Annotated in this window: 8 protein-coding genes; all 8 read right to left on the bottom strand. The window is 46.5% G+C overall.

Annotation, left to right across the window (positions count from 1 at the left end; translation table 11 throughout):
- Positions 1 to 153: 153 nt before the first annotated feature.
- Positions 154 to 735, bottom strand: coding sequence for an RNA polymerase sigma-70 factor (locus FHW36_RS14350; RefSeq protein ID WP_145670029.1), 582 nt, complete (start codon positions 733 to 735; stop codon positions 154 to 156).
- A gap of 321 nt (positions 736 to 1,056) precedes the next feature.
- Positions 1,057 to 2,670: a glycoside hydrolase family 43 protein gene (locus tag FHW36_RS14345; RefSeq protein WP_145670027.1), complete on the bottom strand. Its 1,614-nt coding sequence runs from the start codon at positions 2,668 to 2,670 to the stop codon at positions 1,057 to 1,059.
- A 16-nt stretch (positions 2,671 to 2,686) separates the two neighbouring features.
- Entirely contained in the window at positions 2,687 to 5,155 is a 2,469-nt protein-coding gene (locus FHW36_RS14340) for a beta-galactosidase (RefSeq protein ID WP_145670024.1), read from the bottom strand.
- A 411-nt stretch (positions 5,156 to 5,566) separates the two neighbouring features.
- Positions 5,567 to 7,261 (bottom strand): discoidin domain-containing protein, encoded by a 1,695-nt coding sequence (locus tag FHW36_RS14335; protein ID WP_145670021.1) that lies wholly within the window; start codon positions 7,259 to 7,261, stop codon positions 5,567 to 5,569.
- Positions 7,262 to 7,311: 50 nt separating this feature from the next.
- Entirely contained in the window at positions 7,312 to 9,525 is a 2,214-nt protein-coding gene (locus FHW36_RS14330; protein WP_145670019.1) for a hypothetical protein, read from the bottom strand.
- Between the two features lie 7 nt (positions 9,526 to 9,532).
- Positions 9,533 to 12,040 (bottom strand): glycoside hydrolase family 2 TIM barrel-domain containing protein, encoded by a 2,508-nt coding sequence (locus FHW36_RS14325; protein ID WP_186452439.1) that lies wholly within the window; start codon positions 12,038 to 12,040, stop codon positions 9,533 to 9,535.
- Positions 12,041 to 12,550: 510 nt separating this feature from the next.
- Complete coding sequence (locus tag FHW36_RS14320) at positions 12,551 to 14,299, bottom strand: RagB/SusD family nutrient uptake outer membrane protein (RefSeq protein ID WP_145670014.1); 1,749 nt, start codon at positions 14,297 to 14,299, stop codon at positions 12,551 to 12,553.
- A 6-nt stretch (positions 14,300 to 14,305) separates the two neighbouring features.
- A complete protein-coding gene (locus FHW36_RS14315) occupies positions 14,306 to 17,647 on the bottom strand; it encodes a TonB-dependent receptor (protein ID WP_186452438.1) in 3,342 nt (1,113 codons plus the stop codon).
- Positions 17,648 to 17,834 lie beyond the last annotated feature (187 nt).

Below are 17,834 nucleotides of genomic sequence, written 5' to 3'. Positions count from 1 at the left end.
ACATGCAAAGGAATTTTCTATCTACAATAACAACGCCGCCTGGTACGGTTTGTACCATTGATTCCGCAGTTTTTTTTAAAAAAAATATAAACCGGACCACCAGCAACACCGGAATAAGTGTTCTAATGAGCCATGGTAGCTAATACTGGCCTGTTACCGTAACAACAGTAATAATGCAAGGTAAATTTCCAAATGAGACTGCTGTCCTAATTTGTTCCTGATAATGGAGAGGGCTTTTGTTTTCTGATTACGAACCGTTTGGTCCGAAAGATTTAATCGTGTAGCTATTTCCTGGTTGCTAAGCTGGTGTACATATCCCAGGACAAATACTTCCCGCATTTTGGCTGGCAATGCGGCGATGGCTTTCTGTAGTGCTGCCATCATTTCTGCATAAATTACCTCATCTACGGCGATGTCTGTATGCGTCTCATTAAATGCTTCGAATTTCCGCTGTTCCCGCTGCCGGTCCCTGATATACTGTAGGGAAGCATTCCGGGCAGCTACATAAAAGAATCTTTTCACGTTGGTAAATGAGTGAAACGTCTCACGCTTCTCCCACACTTTCACCAATACCTCCGTTACAATATCCTCTGCGGCAGCATTGTTCATGATGATTCGATCTGCATAACGACAAAGCACAGGTCCATATACACCGATAAGGTGGCGAAACGCGGATTCGTCTCCTGCCCTTAACCGGTTATAACAATCCTCATCATCTAATACTTCTAAAACCATAGCACAGGCAAGCACCTCAAGTTAGTACGTTAAAAATGCAGATTTTCTGGCGATTGAATAAAACTGCCGTAGCCGGCAAGACAATAATGTCGCTGGTAGCCCCTACTCTTTTTCATCAGGCATACAAACCCACATGCTTGCTAAAGTATTGGGCTACTTCCTATAAAACTACATCAAAAATGATTTATTTTATATGTTTTTTTTGCAACGGATTTATTGCCCGGAGAAAAAGTTATGGCAAAAAAATGGCCCCCCGGGAACGGGGGGCCAGGTTGAGCTATTCCACGTGCTATTAATAAAAGCATCTTTCTTTTTTACTGCTTATTGTCTTCCACCAGTAAAATGAAACCAGTTAAAATCAGCATAACCACCTTCATTTCCGGTAATAGTATTAAAGTTAAAGAGGGCAAAACGGTTGGCTGTCCACGGCAAGCCCAGCCCCATTTTCAGCTGATTGCCAAAAGGTATAAAGCGCTTGCCATCCAGGCTATAGGAAAAGCTGGCTATAAACCCTTTATCTGTTGCCGCCGCGCGGAACCAAATGTTTTTCTGTGCTATTGCCGCAATACTGTCTATCACTTTCCCATCATTGACCATTACCAGCTGAGCACCGGCCGCCTCTTTTCTGATACCAATAAAAGCATATGGTTCTTCAAAAATGCCCAGGCCTGCTATATCCCCGTCTTTTAACCCGGCAATATCCATTTCCACTATACCTGTACTGGAAGGTCCCTGCACCCGCTGTGTAAGCGTATTGCGTGCCTCCTTCCAGTTAGTTGCATAAGAAGCATGCAGGCGCATATATCCTTTTCTTTCAGTGAGCGACCATTTGCTATTGTCGGGATTATGATTCCATTGCCATTGAAGCCCCAATGGCGTAGTATTAAACTCATCCGTGGTAGCAGGCGCTTTTACTGCAAATGTTTTTCCTACATCCGGTTTTTTCCCGGTAACAAATCCTTTCCCGTTATCACCCAATATCGGCCATCCATCTACCCACTTCACCGGCAACAAATGCGGTACCCGCCCGATAGGACCACGATCCTGCATGATGATAAACCACCAGTCACCGTTTTTCAATTGTACCAGCCCTCCCTGGTGTAAGCCATTGTTGGGATATGAGCTTTCATCCTGGTAAATGATTTTTGACTCATAAGGGCCTGTAATCGATTTGCTGCGCAAACAAACCTGCCATCCTTCCGTGCCTCCGGCAGGATTGGTGATATAGTAGTAACCATTGATCTTATACACATGAGATCCTTCCATACCGTAACTGTCGTTGGGCGCTGAAGATCCCTGCGGGCGCTTAATTCCTCCCTGCCAGATCTTTACAGCCTTTTCTTTCACCGACAGTGCATCGGCCGCAAGCTCGGTCAGGTATAAAGTTCCCTGTCCATGTACTACATATACCCTTCCATCATCATCAAAAAACAATCCCGGGTCGTACAGAAATTCAGGGAAGATAGTGCGCGTCCAGGGCCCTTTCACGTCTTTAGCGGTGCAGATAGAAAAATGTCCCTTTTCAGTGCCCCATCCATACGGGGTACAGAATCCCACATAGAACAAACCGTTATGATGCCGGATAGTGGCCGCCCAGGAGCCATTGAGATATAGCGTACCTCCCTTCATATCATATCTTGGGTCTTCATCGTAGCGCGCTACTGCATAGCCTGCCATTTCCCAGTTCACCAGGTCCTTTGATCGTATGATGGGACATCCCGGTACATAGTGCATACTCGTAGATATCATATAAAACCAATCATCCACCCGGATTACATCCGGATCCGGCCAATCGCCCCATTGCAGTGGGTTGGTAAATGTTCCGTTGCCGTTATCTGCTGTCCATCCGGTAGAGTTACCTGTTTTCTGCGCTGAAGCAATGCCAGGAATTGCCGACATTGAAATCAGGAAAAGCGGGAATAATAATTTTTTCATTGTTACTGTAAATGTTTTAGTGCCTGAGCATGGCATCAGCGATACCCGGTATAATTGCTACTGCATGTAATTGCGCGCCATTGCTCGTTTGCCGGAGGCCAAATGTAAGTATATTCTTTTTCTGCTTACCCATATTCAGCCAGCATTCCGGCAGATAAAATTCCCGTTGCGGCCCTGCTTCCCAATGCCGGCCAATATTATGACCATTCAACCACATAAAACCATTGCCGGAGGCATTGATGCGCGCCATCCAGGGCACCCAGACACCGGCCGGAACATCCGGAAGTGAAAATTCAATACGATACCAGGTAAACAAACCCGTTTGTGTTCCTTTAGGCTGTACCCTGTTTCCTTTACGTGGTATTTCACCAGTAATATCGAGTCCAATGTTTTCCCAACCGGATGCATCAAAAGCTGACTGCCAGTAATTTTGCGTAACACCCGCTACATCGGCAGCGTACTCCCAGTTTAAGGGATGCGACAACAAGGTATCTGTTACTGATAGTCCGCCTGCCCGGATTCCTGCAGGTTCTTCCATAGGTACATAACCATGGGCATGTCCTAAATTTTCATAGGCCACTATTATTTCATTAGCCCCTTCCTTCAGTAATCCGGCTACATCAAAACGGTTGTCGAATTCGTTGGCCCTGATCCGTTCATCTGCGCCACGTGTAACCCAGGTCTGAGCATCCGCTTTTTCCGGAAACAGTCTTTTTGCAGGGACACCATTCACTGTTACAGAAACGATGTCGCGCGTAAACATATTAAATAGCAGAAATTTTTCTTTCCCGGTTTCGGCAGATGTTAATTGAAATGCTGTCCTGTAAAGACTGTACCTGAAATCGTTGATATCAAGGGCCGGTAAAGAAGCGCCGGCAGGCAGCGATTTCCATATTGCCTTATTTGTAGGATCTTCTGCTTTTTTAGCCCTACTGATACGTACTGGCTGAATAGTAAGCGCCGGGCGAACTGTTTGAACAGAAGCTTTAGGCCACCACTCGCCTTTTTCCGCGGATGCTCCCGGTGGTATTACCAATATCCTGGCTCCAAGGGCCGGTAAATCCACCTCTACGCTAAAAGCTGCCATCGTGAGAGCGCCCTGTGAAGTGGTATCTGCATCTTTCATCAATACCTTTTCTCCATACTGATTGATATTATACATAGGGGTAGCAGGCCTGTCCATTTTTCCCGGTACCAGCGTTACACTCCCTTTTACAGCATGGTCAGGATCCAAATTATGCAGAAATACAAACCGGGTACCATCAACGGCTATACGAATACCACCAAACATTTTTCCCGGCGCCCGCAGCTCACAAGGGCCACCCGTTGCACGAGCCAGTTTTTTGCCATATTGACCAATAAAGGCGCCAATACCTTTCGCTACGTCATACTTAGCACTCAATGCCCCATTCTCTCTGATTGCCGCATTATAATCGTAGCTGGTAGTCATCCCCCTGGCTCCCCAGCCGGCAAAATGGGTACCGCCATAAAACATATAATAATTTAGTCCCGTAGCCCCTCCCAGCAACGACATTAAACTAATCGCATTCAAATGCCGCGCATCAGAATAATTCTCTTCACTCAATCTCCCGGTAACCAGAGAAAACCATCCTCCCTGTAATTCGGTGACGAGCCCCGGCGCATCGGGCTGGGACTTACGGAGATTCACCATCCTGTGGGCACAACTGGGTGCTTCGGTCAGATCCACATAGTAGTTATCACAATCAAATACCTGCGACAGCTCCGGATCTTTACTGGCCCGGCACTCATGTGTAAGACAGGTAAACAACGGCACATCAACACCATTATCTTTAGCCGACCGGTAAAGCGCTTTTAACAACAACGCCTTATCCGGCGTACCATGCGCGTCATATTCATTCTCCAGTTGAAAGAGGATGATTCCTTTCTGTCCTTTTTTCTTCCGGGTAAGCTGTTCTCCCGCTACCGCTTTAGCTACCGCTTTAAACCAGTGTACCGACCACTTAATATGTTCGGGATCCGCGCTACGCAACCAGAGGTCGCCTTTACCCGGCCCTTTTAGACTTAACCAACGGGGATACCCTCCGCCAGACCATTCCGCACAAAGAAATGGTCCCGGCCGCACAATGGTATAAAGACCAAATTCTTCCTGCGCCATTTTTAACCAGGCTTTCAGGTCGCGGAAATCAAACTTTGATGTGTCGTTAATATCTGCCGGCATACTGCGCTCATGCCAGTTCCAGGGAATATAGGTTTCTACCGTATTAAATCCCGCCTGTTTTATTTTTCTGAAACGATCCCGCCAGAGTTCCTGCGGACAACGGAAATAATGAAAAGCAGCACTGTAAATAATTACATCTTTCCCCTCAATGGTTATACAACTACCATCATAGCGAATCCTGTCAGGATGCGGAAAATATTTAGCGGTGTCTGCATGCGAGTTCATCGCACTGCTATTGGCATTTATACCCAATGCCAACAACATAAACACGAATATCTTTCTCATTCAATACTTCTTTAAAATTTATATTTCTACAGCGATCATCAACTGATCACCTGGAAATTTTCGATCAACGGACAAGCGGCTGCATTCTCAATTTTTACCCCTACTGCATCCGGAAACTTTACACTTTAGCAGATGCGGCCCCCTGATGTACCTAGAAATATGTTTACCTAACCTGTTACTTTTAATTCGAAATATATAGGTATTAACTCCTGTCAAACAAATGCTATCTTACCTACTTTCTATCTTTTATTTGCATCCACGTTAAATTACCCGGCGCCATGAATGACGCCGGCTTAATAAGCGTGAAATTTTAAAATAAAGGATCTTTCACTCTTTCATCGTTATAATTCACATCATCTATTTACTAACATCATCTCCTGCCGACGATAGTAATCATGACTTTTGTTCCTGCTACTTTCCGCGGCTGACCCCGCACTCATTAAATGCGTCTACCCGGAAATAATAAGGCACCTGTTTATTGAGTCCCGTTAACCGCAGCCGGTGGTCACCATATACCATCACAGCAGTATACAGGCTGGCCGGCGTGGTGCCATAGTATACCACGTAGCCCGTCGCACTTTTATCTGCCTGCCAGGATACCTCTGCATGACGGCTGTCCGCGCTATCCCGGTTAATCAATACCTGGTTCACCACTGCTGGCAGGCGTCCCGGCGCCTTGCCAAACACCCGGAGATCGGACAATGAAAAGTAACCATCCGGCACCTGCACAGCGGTTACACGGATATAACGCGTATTCACCTGTTTGGCCAGCGTAATATAGTCATGCGTTATATTGGCATTGTTACCTGTTTTGTCGGTAAGCATATACCAATGCTGCGCATCTGCCGACCCTTCTATTTTATACCGGTAAGGCTTTATAGAATCAATGGCGGAAAGATGACTATCCTGGTCAGCAAAATTTACCTGCAACGCATGTACAGCGCATATCTTTCCCAGATCCATCTGTAACCATTGACCTGCATGACCCGTATCAGCACTCCACCAGGTACGCACATTTTCATCGGCCGCCAGTGCTGGTTCATGCCCGGGCAACGAAGAAGACGCCGTTATTTTTTTGTGGTACGATAGCAACATCCAGCCGGTAAAAAGGGAAGACTTCCCAAAGTCCATTTTTCTATTGGGCATCGTCATCGGGTAATCGCCAAAGGCCGTCAGGCAATGCAGCTGCCCCTGTTCATCAAAGAATGCAGGAAACAGCCCAATTCGCCGCTCAAACATATGACGCACCGAGATGGTCATGGTAGCGGAATGCCAGTAGTTGCCATATTTATCCATGAAGGTATTACCATGACCAGCGCCATCAATAAAACCACCCGGCTTATAACTAAACGGGCTATTATCCATGTAAGTGAATGGCCCCAGCGGTTTGTCGGCTATATAAACGCCATCGCCATAACCTTTAAACTCCGTTCCAGGCGCGGCGTATTGCAGGTAGTACTTTCCCTTATACTTATTCATCCAGCTACCTTCGTTCCAACCGGCTTTTCCCTTATCGTTATTCTCTCCGGGTTCCTCCCAGCCATGTTCCCTGAAACGGTGTGTTATCAATTCCTGCGGCGTACCAATAGTATCGAGGTAGTTGTTCGGGTTTAGCTCCACCCCCATAATAGGATTGGTCGCGGAGCAGCCATAGTAAAAATATACGCGCCCGTCATCATCCCGGAAGAGCGCGGGATCAGTCATATGTATAGGGAAATAGGCATTATATACTTTCCAGTTGTCTTTTTGAGGATCGGTGCTGTAATAAAGCTGTGCGTTTCCCTGGGAGGCAATAAAGAAAACCGTATCGCGAATGGTTGCCACTGCCGGCGCATAATCTTCTACCGGCAGTGTAGTACATGGCAGGTATTTCCATTGCAGCATATTGTCTGAGGTCCAGTAACCACCGGATTTGGAGGCATACAGGTAATATTTCCCCTTAAACAGATGAATCACCGGATCTGCCGCCTCCCGGTAGCTATCATTACCATAAGCGAAGCGGTAGTTCAGGTTCAGCGGGTTACAAAATGTAGACGATTGCTGCGACCACCCCGTAATGCTGCTCAGTAACAGGCAACCTCCTATCACCAGGTTTTTTATCTTCATATATTATGATCATATTTGTTTCGTGTCCTGCTGTTATACAGAAACAGGCACTAGCTTTTCTTCTCTTTCTTTAATATCCGCTTATTACCAAAGCTTCCATCGGCCGCTACACTATATAATATCCAGGTATTGCCATCCTGCTGTTCCAGGTGATAATGATTTCCTTCCTCCTGCATTTCCATTTTCAGGGATTTGCTGAACACCTGGGCATTCCTTGCATTTTGCCAGGTGCGGAAAGCCTTAAAAAGCGACTGTTTGTCTGCTCTGTTCTCTACTGCGCGCTGGCTGAGCCCCAGCATATAAGTGGCATCCCAGGCAATGGACTTAGACTGCAGGTTTTCGATAGTTTGTACATTCCAATCTTTTCCGATAGACTGTATACCAAAAGTGCAGGGGAAATAATTGCTGTTAAAAGAATAACGGATATCCTTTCCTTCTATACCCCATTTATTGTGAACAGGGTCAAACATATTATTGCCACCACCCACATTGCAAACGCTCATGTAGTGCCAGTTGCCTTCAAATACGCAAGAACCCATCACCCGCAGGTAGGGCACGCCCAGCTGTTTCAGTTCCTCAAAAAGGACACGCAAAAATCTTTTAAAAGGATATTGCCCATGCCCCTGGTAGGTGAAACTCTCAAAACCATCAAAGTCGATGAAGTTCATACCGCCATCATGCAAGAGGTTCGCGTAAAATTTTGCGTAGGTATCTCCTAATTGTACATCAGGTATAAATCCGCTGTAGCAGTTAATTTGCAGCTTGGTGAGGGTATCGCCCGACTGGTGGGCCTGCGCATTTGTTTTAAGCGCTCCGCGTTGTACGCCGGTGAGGATATATGGCGGTGTAGTGGTTACTGTTTTGTATTTGATCAGCTCCTGCCCTATCCTGATAACATTTACGCCGTTCTGGTCCCATCCGCCGGACTCATTCAGATAACTGGTATCCTTCACGGGTATAATAGTGTCTGTAGCGGTAATATTTCCCGCGATAGGTGTTGTCATTACTGTACACAAACCATCATTGGGAACCGGATGTACATCGCTGCTAAATGGTTGCACAAATTCTGTAAGGGTATGCAATCCATAAGCAATGCCCTCTTTGTTCAATTTATTTGTTAGTGCAGTAACGGGTTGTTTCTTTCCGTTCAATGTTACCTGCGTTCCGCCCCAGGGGTTGGCTGGATTTACATAATATTCTCCCAGTCCTTCGTCCTGTACAGCTTTAAGTCCCAATTGTGCCGCATAGGATGCCAGGCTGTCGTGCGGTCCTGACCAGGCCATATCTATTTCGTAATTGGCAGGGTCTTTTACCCATTTGCCATTCCGGGTTACATAAGGCAGCCCTTCTTTTTTCACTACCTGTTCAATTACTTTTAATCCCAACGAATCCGGGCAGGCATAAAAAGCGATCGATGAACCGATGTAGTCAACATCAACCGGCTTCAGTTCCATGTGGCGGGGCGCCTTGAGACTGGGAAAGTCATTGAATTCCGGGTAGAAAATAGTATATGGCTTTTTGCGATCGCGGGAGTGCATGGTAACGCTGGCCCCAAAGGCTGGTTCCAGCTTCGCGCCGTTGCCATTCATATACCGGTAATAGTCTTCCGGATGGGAATAGAAAGCTACGTCGTTAGAGCCATTTCCGCCGATCCTGAATCGTTGGCCTTCTTTTAGTTCGGCCGGCAAGGGATATTTTACGGGGTCCGGCGAATGGATCAGATAACTTGCCTGGGTCATATCTCCATCACGGGGTTCGCCACTGGTTGTATTATCATCCAATCCCAGTATGCCCACCGCAAATTCATCGTTGCGCATAACGGAAATAATTTCGCCGATATATTTTGAGATAGTGGTTTTATAGGGGCCCCATACCACGTTGTCCACATCGTTGCGGGGTGACAATGATAACAACTGGAAACGCAGGTAAGTGTCTTTTTGGTCTATTTTCACCGTAGCTACCGATCCATTGGAATAAGTAATCGCCAGGATTTTACCACCTGGTAATACTTTAGTGCTAACCGGGTAAAAATTCTCTTTATGCTTTTCCAGGGCCAGCAAAGGAGAATGCATACCTGGGGGAGTATATTCTTTCCCGGTTTTACGGTCTTTGATACTGGTAATATATCCATTGTCAATTTTCAGCGCCGCATACTTTGTCGATAAAGTTAGTTGTTGAGCGTTGGTGGCAGACACCATAAAAAAGCAGGATAAAGTGGATATGAAAGCAGTCAATTTCCGTTTACTGTCATAATTTCTTCCCATCTCTGTGTTAGTTAGCTTTTAGTAAAAAAGTTGGACTCTTCAGGTTTCCGGTGGCAACCTGGAGAGTGATTGTTTCTTTGTTTTTTCCTGATTGTACAATGAAAGTGGCAATACCTGCTTCTGCGTTTACTGTTGCGGGGCTTAGCAACCGGGCATTACCGGTGATACGGATAGTTACCGGCTGATACACGTCCCATAACAGCTGGCCTTTTGCATCGGTGAGTTTCGCATATACAAATATCATATCACCACCGGCCTGGAATGGTTTACCATTAGTGCCTGCTGTGAGTTGGATCTTCGCCAGGCTGCCGGGGGTAGCTACGCTGTATTCCTTTACGGGCTTTCCTTTTGCCAGCCCAACGGCTTTGAGCGTACCAGGTTCAAAGCGGTTAATATGAAATGTAAATGGAGGATGTTGCAGGTTGTTGGCATTTCCACCATCGAAGCCAGCGCCATCCGGCGAATAATCACTATGCCCGGTTTCCGGGCCGGCGTCCGGGCGTTGTTTGGCTACCAGCTTCCCATTAAGATACAGGGCCACTTCCTCGCAGTTGCTGAATACAACAATCCTGGAGGGATCTGATTGTGAGGTCCAGTTGGATGCGATAAACACAACGGGGCCGCTGGCAAAAGGCAGCAGGGGATTTAAAGCCAGTGGTTGCTGACTCTTATACATATAATAGCTGTACTTGGGTATGCGAAACAAATCGGCCACGCCCCAGCCTTCGATGCCTGCCACACAGCCGGCAAGCCCGTCAAAGAATGCCCAGTTAAGGTCGCCTAATGCCCGGGGATAGATTGGCCGGTTCTTATTATGCGACCACTGAAGGTTCCATGCCTGCTTCAATAATCCCACTTCTCCGGCGCCTCTCAGCTGACGGGTACTGCTGTTGCCGCCACCAAATTCATAATCACCATACTCCCTGATCAGGAAAGCGTTGTCGGGGTAAGTGGTATTATTACGTGCGCCGGGGTCACCATTCCAATCGTCATAGGGCACATCATAACAGGCTTTCGTGAGATAGGAATCGCCGCTGGTGAAAAAATTCTTTTCGTTTCTCCATTCGCTGCGGGCAACTGCCGCCTGGTGGCAGCGAAACGCTGCCGGAGGATAGGTTTCATTGAGGCTCACTTCCCATAATAGTATACTGGGGTGATTACGGTCTCTTCTCACCATCTGGCGTATGTCTCTCATCACATTATCTTCAAATACCTGGTTTTGATTAAAATACTGCCAGCCGGGAATACAGTTAATAATAAGTATGCCCAATTCATCTGCGGCATCCAGGAAAGAGGGATCCGGCGGGTAATGCGCGGCACGTACTGCATTCATACCGGCCGATTTTATCAGCCAGGCGTCGCGGTAAGAGGCCTCATCCGCTATCGCATTACCTATATAAGGGTAGTTTTGATGGCGGTTGGTACCCGTGATGGCAAAGGGTTCCCCGTTAATCAATAATCCTCTCCCCGCACTGATTTCAAAACTACGTATACCTATTGGCGTTATTTTCTCATCAAAAATTTCTTTTCCAAGCAGGACTCTTGTTCTGAGGTGATATAGATATGGATGATCAGGATGCCAAAGCATGGGGCGGGTTACTGTCAACTGCTGCACATAATGGCGTGCTGCACCGGCAGCAAGATTATACCCGGTTGACTTTTCAGTGGCCACACTGCGTCCTTCCTTATCCAGGATAGCCTGTTCTATAAAAAATGCTTGCGGTAATGTGCCATTGTTTTCCAGATGAGTTTGTACATCTACCATTGCACTTTCCTTGCTCACGGCAGGATAGGTCACAAAAACACCTCCGCCGGCCACCTGGTTGGCGGCAATACTATTGGTGATATGCAGGGGGCGGCGAATGTGCAGCCATACATCCCGGTAAATACCGGAATAATAAATAAAGTCCAGTTTGGCAACGGGCTTACCGGGAGGTACCACCGGGTTGGCCTTGTTGTTTACCTTGACCAAAATGGTATTTTTCTCTCCATACTTCGCCAGGCCGGTAATATCCATTTCAAAGGGGAGATACCCGCCGGTAAAACGGCCCATATATTTCCCATTTACCCATACCTGGCTTACCTGCATGGCTCCTTCGAACTCTATTGCCAATTGCTGGCCTTTCCAGGTTGCAGGTACGTCAAATACTTTCTGGTAATAAGCAATTCCTTCCCTGGGTTTAACAATCACCAGCGGTTCAGGAAATGCAATGTGGGGCAGTGATACTGGTTGCCAGTTGTGTCCTTTCAGCAGCGACCATTGCTTTTCAATGGCGGTATCTAATGCCTGTATCTCTTCTTGTTCATTAGTTTGCTCAATCATGAACTGGTCATTCCAGTTAACGCCCAGGCGTCTGAACGAGTCTACTTTCTCATTACTGGCAAACTCAATGGCAGTAAAGGTCCACCCGGCATTAAACAGCCGGTCCTGTGCATGTACCAGGTGGTTGGTCAACAATATGATCACGAGGCCGAGCGAAGCGGCTTTTCCGAACGACAATATTTTTGATTTCATTATACAGATAAATAGTGTGCACCAGGTTACCATCTCCTGTAGAGAGAGTTGCCTTACTACGGGTAAAGACAAAAAGATTCAACAGCCATAGCAAGCTGGTTGCGCCAAATAAAAAATGATTTCCCTGATAACGCGTCCTGGCCGGGGAAGCTATTATCCTGAAATAATAGAAAGGAGCGCGCCGTGTTTTAAATTATTACACCGTTTATTAAGCACTGGTATCGCGTCCAACAACACATTATAGCTGCTCTTATAACAAAAGCACGTTTAAAATTATTTATATCAATAGCATATCAGGGGTCCCAAAGGTGCAAAATATTTCCTGTTCTCTCCACCACGAAATTGACAATTTCAAGTATTTTTTTTGCGAAAAGTATGTTTAAACGCATATTGAACGGCACTTGATAAAGACACCCGCTGCTACCATCGGTTTAATACAATCTACCATATTAACATCCGTATAACAGGCATGGAAGCTGGCACGCCTCCATACCTGTTGCAAAATATCCACTACTGCAGGGGATCAAATGCTCCGCCCCAGTTATTGTTTTGTATTACTTTAGGATTTCTGTCCAGTACTGCTTTAGGGATTCCATAAATGTAATACTGATCACTCACTGCGATATCTTGTTTGTCGGTGGGGATGGCCGTATAGGTAAACTGGTCCCATATTGCGTTGATGTCTGCTTTAGGGTTTCCCTGGGCCCCGGTTTGTCCGGGTTTCAAGGCAATTCCTAATCCATGCCGTTGCGGCAGGCCTCTCAGGTAACCGAACATTTTCCACCTGCGCAGGTCATTCCAACGTTTACCTTCAAAGCAAAATTCTACGAAACGTTCTTTTTTATAGGCATCCCGAATCTGGTATTGCGTGGTGGCTGTAAGGCCGTAGTTACCGTTATTTCCCGGTAAAATTCCGGCCCGGTTCCTGATTTGTTTCAGCGCATCCAGCGCCTCTGATGATTTGCCCACTTCATTGGCACATTCTCCCAGGTTCATGAGCACTTCGGCATAGCGGATTTCCAGGCCATCTACCGTTGCCTGATCTACCTGGCTCCTGGTAATGTTTTTATCGATGGATTTAATACGATAAAAACTGGAGCCACTCCACAACGGATCTGGTGTGATCTGGTTATGATCTCCCTGTATGCCCACGGCGCTGTTATAATCGGTTACCCTATTGAAATAAGTCCACAGGTAAGTATTTTCATCACGCATGGCTTTAAGATACTGGTTAGGCGATCCGTTGTAATATATGTCCGCATAAAAACGGTCATCGCGTCCTCTAAAGAGGGTATCATACAGCCTGGGGATTGCATCCCAGGAAGATCCGTCTTTCATCGGAAAGGCGTTGACAAGTTCCAGGGAGGGCCTGTCTTTTCCTACGTCTCCACCTGACCAGTTAATCGGAATCAGTCCTCCCTGTGAGTATACTGCCTGCGGATAGCTATACCTGCGAAACATAATGCCTTCCTTATTCAGTTCATCATCCCAGATCTTGCTGTATGGAGCATACAATCCCTTGCCATGGGCATCCAGGAATTGTTTAGCTGCCGCATTGGCGTCGTAGGCCTTCTGCCAGGAAGCCACCCCATTTAAACCGTTAAATAAGGGGCTGGCATAAAACAACAGCACTCTTCCTTTAAAGGCCATCGCAGCTCCTTTGTCAATGCGGCCCACATCTTCGCCGGTAAAAGCATCTGGTAACAAGGCAATGGCATCATCGAGGTCTTTAAGGATCTGTGTCACACATTCCGACGTTTTATTACGGGGTTTTTGTAGCTGCGACAAATCGGAGGTGGGTGGTTGTGCCTCCAGTATCAGTGGCACGCCTCCATAGGCGCTTACCAGGCGATGATAAGCCCAGGCCCTCCAGAAAAGCCCCTGGCCTTTAATCGTGTTTTTGTCCGGCTGAGCAAAGGTGGCGTTGTCAATATTACCCAACAGGATATTGATAGACCGTATGGTATTATAAGTACCGAAATCATTGTTACTATCGAAAGTAGCGGTACCGGAAAACCAGCCATTTGTTTGTTTCTGGTAAGGCACCCCTTCGTCGGTATCATTTCCTGAACCATAAGGGTTACCAGGCATAAGGTTGGCATAAATATCATCCAGGTAGGCAGTGGCAATTTTAGCGTTGCTCCAAACGGCGGAAGGATTAACAGCTGACAGATTGGTTTTATCAAGCGCTTTGTTGCAGCTGCCTGTCATTCCTGCAATAGCGAGTGCGATCGTTATATTTCTGATCTGATATTTCATAACGTATTACAGATTTATGTTTAAGCCCAGGGAATATGTTTTTGAAGCAGGATATGCTGAAAAACCGTACAGTTCCGGGTCATAAAATTTGAATTTAGAGAGGTAGAATAAATTGGTAGCAGAAGCCCAGACACGGGCGCCGGTCAATCCGATTCTCTTCAGTGTATTTGCTGTAAGCGAATAGGATAAATTCAGGTTCTTCATCCTGATAAAGCTGCCGGGATAGGTATTGAAGTCAGACACCTGTACATACCCCTGTGCCCTGGCATCTCCCCAGGAATATAACCTGGGATGTGTTCCATTGGGATTATCAGGCGTCCAGGCATTGTCATGATAGATAGGCGTGAGGTTGCCATCAGCGAATTGTCTACCCCATGGATCATTGTAAACAATCTTAAACCCGGCCAGCCCGGAAAACAACATTTCCAGGTGCAGGTTCTTCCATCCCAGGTTCAACAGCAGGCCAAAAGATTCCTTGGCGCCTCCAGGTCCAAAGTTACTTCCCAGCACTACCCTGTCGTAGTTATCGATCTTTCCATCAGGAACACCGTTAGGCCCACTGATGTCCTGGAAATTCATCATGCCCGGTTCCGGTTTGGCGCCAAAAATGGTGTATCCCTGCGGGAGCTTATCTACTTCGCCCTGGGAACGAAGAATACCGGTTGTCCGGTAACCTGCCTGGTACGATAAGGATTTCCCATTTGGATTATCAACGTCCTGTGCATTGGCGGCAACATCCCTCTTAATCACCTTGTTCCCCGCAAAACCCAGATTGGCTTTTATACCTAATGAAAAATCATGACTCAGCTTAGTGTTGTACTCAAGCTCAAAGTCGGCCCCATGGCCATTCACAATGCCATAGTTTTCGCTGGGCAGGTTAGCGCCGTATTCCAGCGGCACCGCCAGGATACGTGAGCCCAGGATATCGTATGTATGCCGGGTCCAATAGTCAGCTGTCAGGTTAATGGACTTAAATATTCCCAGTTCAAATCCCACATCTACCGAATTAGATTTTTCCCAGGTCAGATTGGGGTTGGGAATACCACCATATGTTAGTCTTGGATTGGAGGTACCGTTAGTACCTTCGAAATAACTGTCACCAGAAATATTGTACTGCTCCAGCCAGGCCCAGCCACCTATGGCATCATTTCCCGTTTGGGCAAAGTTACCCCTCACTTTCAGGAAGTCTACAAAACTCAGATCAGCACTGTTTTTAAAGAAAGATTCATTGGAGATGATCCAGCCGGCGGAAACAGAAGGGAAAGTACCCCATCTTCTGTCGGGCGCAAATTTAATAGAACCATCTCTCCTCGCTGAAGCTGTAAAAAGAAATCTTTCATCGTAGTTATAGTTGATCCTGCCAATGTAAGATACCCGGCCATCCTGTCCTTCATTACCATTTATTCCCCAGTATTTACTATCTCCCGACGCAGCAAAGAACTGATCGAGAGGATACAATGGGAAACCTCTCCTATTGCCATTAAAAGCATATGATTGGTATTCATACTGCTCTACTATTGCATTGGCCTCCACCTGGTGTTTTCCAAATGAACGCTGGTAGTTCAATTGTCCGTTGAGCTGGTAAGAATTACTTTGTGACGTAGCATTGGCAATGAATTCTTCCGCTGGTGCATAGGATAAAGTGGTTCCGATTACCTCATTGGTAAATATCCGGCTGTTAGCACCTGCCATCTTGAATTTATACAACAGGGATTTACTCGCAAATTCCTTGGTGAAATTATTATTGTAATTCTTACTGAATGCCCCGTTTATACTCAGCCCTTCTACAAAGGGAATTTTATACTCAAAATTCAGCAATGCATCTACCTGCTGATTGCGGTTCTTCCTATAACCAGGTCCGGCAAGCAACGCCGCCGGGTTACCTATCCACCCGATATCTGGAAACTTACCGTCGATATTGGCAGGCACCCAGGGATTCATATACATGAAATTCTTGTAAAACTCCTGCTGATCAGCATTACCGCTGGTTTGCCCAAAGCTGTAGCCATTGAATATGGCGGTATTGGTGCTTACATTTAAGCCCACTGTCAGATTCTTAATAGACTTTACCTGTACATTTCCCCGCAGGTTGTATTTGTTATAATTAAGTTTAGACAAAAAACCATCCTGGTTATAGTAAGATCCACCTAAAAAATAGGTAACATCATTGCTGCCTCCTGACAGGCTGGCTGTATATCGCTGATCGCGTGGATTACGGTAAACAGACCTGAACAGGTTCATTCCATCCGGATTGTTTTTCACCAGCCAGTCTTTCTCTTCCGGAGAAACACTGTTGTATACACTGGCAATAGCGTCCATTGATTTTCCTGCCTCCATATATTTAGGCACCTGCGTATATCGCTCCGTACTCACCGTGGAACTTACTGCCACTACTGGCTTTCCGCTTTTTCCTTTTTTGGTAGTCACCATTAAAACCCCATTGGAAGAGCGGGAACCATAAATAGCAGCAGATGCTGCGTCTTTTAATACTGTTACTTCCTCCACTTCATTAGGATCCAGGGCATTAAAACTTTGTTCATCCCTGACTACGCCGTCAATTACGTATACCAACGGCGAATTATTCCAGGAGGTGTTAATCCTTACCCTGATACCTGATCCCTGGCCAGGAAATCCGCTTGAAGTCTGTACATAGGTTCCTGATAATCTCCCCTGCAAAAGGTTGGATAAACTTCCCGTGGGAATAGATTCGAACTCAGTTGCCTTCACCGTCGATATCGACGAGGTAAGCAAGGCCTTTTTCCGGGTGCCATAACCAATCACCACCAGGTCTCCCAGTTTAGAGGTAGAAGCTTTCAGGGCTATCTTCAGGTTGCTTCCTTTTGCAACCGCTATTTCCTGCGATTCGTAGCCCACAAAGGTGATTACAAGTGTGCCTCCTCCATTGGGTACTTTCAGCGAAAAATTACCGGAAGCGTCGGTGTTGGCTCCCTGGGCAGTATTCTTCCATTTCAAGGAAGCGCCAGGCAGGGGATTACCTGCTTCATCTGTTACTTTACCGCTGATCACCTGGTCTTGCACAACTTCCGGCGATGCTGCTTTCTGCTTTGTGATAACAATGTTTTTGTCGATGATTTCGAAAGTCAGTCCTCTTCCCTTCAGGACTTCGTCCATGGCTCGTTGAAGCGGCGCATTGTTAAGCTGCAGGGTAACGTTTTCACCCTGCCGCAGCAAATCCATCGAATAAAAAATTTCCCGGCCGGTTTGGGCCTTGATGAGGGTAAAAACTTTTCCCAGGGGCATATTCCTGACTGATAATGTAACCTGGGAATACGCCGTGGCGCCCAGGTGCATAATCGACACAAACAGAAAGGCAGTGGAAAGTTTCATGATCTTCAACGTTAGTTTTGATTTCCTTCGCCAGCCTGGCAAAGCTTTGCTAATTGCATTAAATTGCATACATTCATTTTTCATTTTGCTCCCTTCTGATGGCAGCATTGTGGTGAATAAATAGGTGATCTGACTTGGTTGCTTCTTTTCACCGCTAAACGGCTACATTGGAACGTGGAGGGTAATG

It is taken from the genome of Chitinophaga polysaccharea (genome assembly GCF_007829335.1).
Classification (GTDB): Bacteria; Bacteroidota; Bacteroidia; order Chitinophagales; family Chitinophagaceae; genus Chitinophaga; species Chitinophaga polysaccharea_B.
Note: the sequence above shows the minus strand (reverse complement) of the source record. Positions and strands in the feature narration are given on the sequence as shown.

Bases quoted from the DNA above. Each gene is read 5' to 3' on its own strand.
- FHW36_RS14315 (WP_186452438.1), bottom strand. From the start codon at position 17,647: ATGAAACTTTCCACTGCCTTTCTGTTTGTGTCGATTATGCACCTGGGC.
- FHW36_RS14335 (WP_145670021.1), bottom strand. From the start codon at position 7,261: ATGAAGATAAAAAACCTGGTGATAGGAGGTTGCCTGTTACTGAGCAGC.
- FHW36_RS14340 (WP_145670024.1), bottom strand. From the start codon at position 5,155: ATGAGAAAGATATTCGTGTTTATGTTGTTGGCATTGGGTATAAATGCC.
- FHW36_RS14350 (WP_145670029.1), bottom strand. From the start codon at position 735: ATGGTTTTAGAAGTATTAGATGATGAGGATTGTTATAACCGGTTAAGG.
- FHW36_RS14325 (WP_186452439.1), bottom strand. From the start codon at position 12,040: ATGAAATCAAAAATATTGTCGTTCGGAAAAGCCGCTTCGCTCGGCCTC.
- FHW36_RS14345 (WP_145670027.1), bottom strand. From the start codon at position 2,670: ATGAAAAAATTATTATTCCCGCTTTTCCTGATTTCAATGTCGGCAATT.
- FHW36_RS14330 (WP_145670019.1), bottom strand. From the start codon at position 9,525: ATGGGAAGAAATTATGACAGTAAACGGAAATTGACTGCTTTCATATCC.
- FHW36_RS14320 (WP_145670014.1), bottom strand. From the start codon at position 14,299: ATGAAATATCAGATCAGAAATATAACGATCGCACTCGCTATTGCAGGA.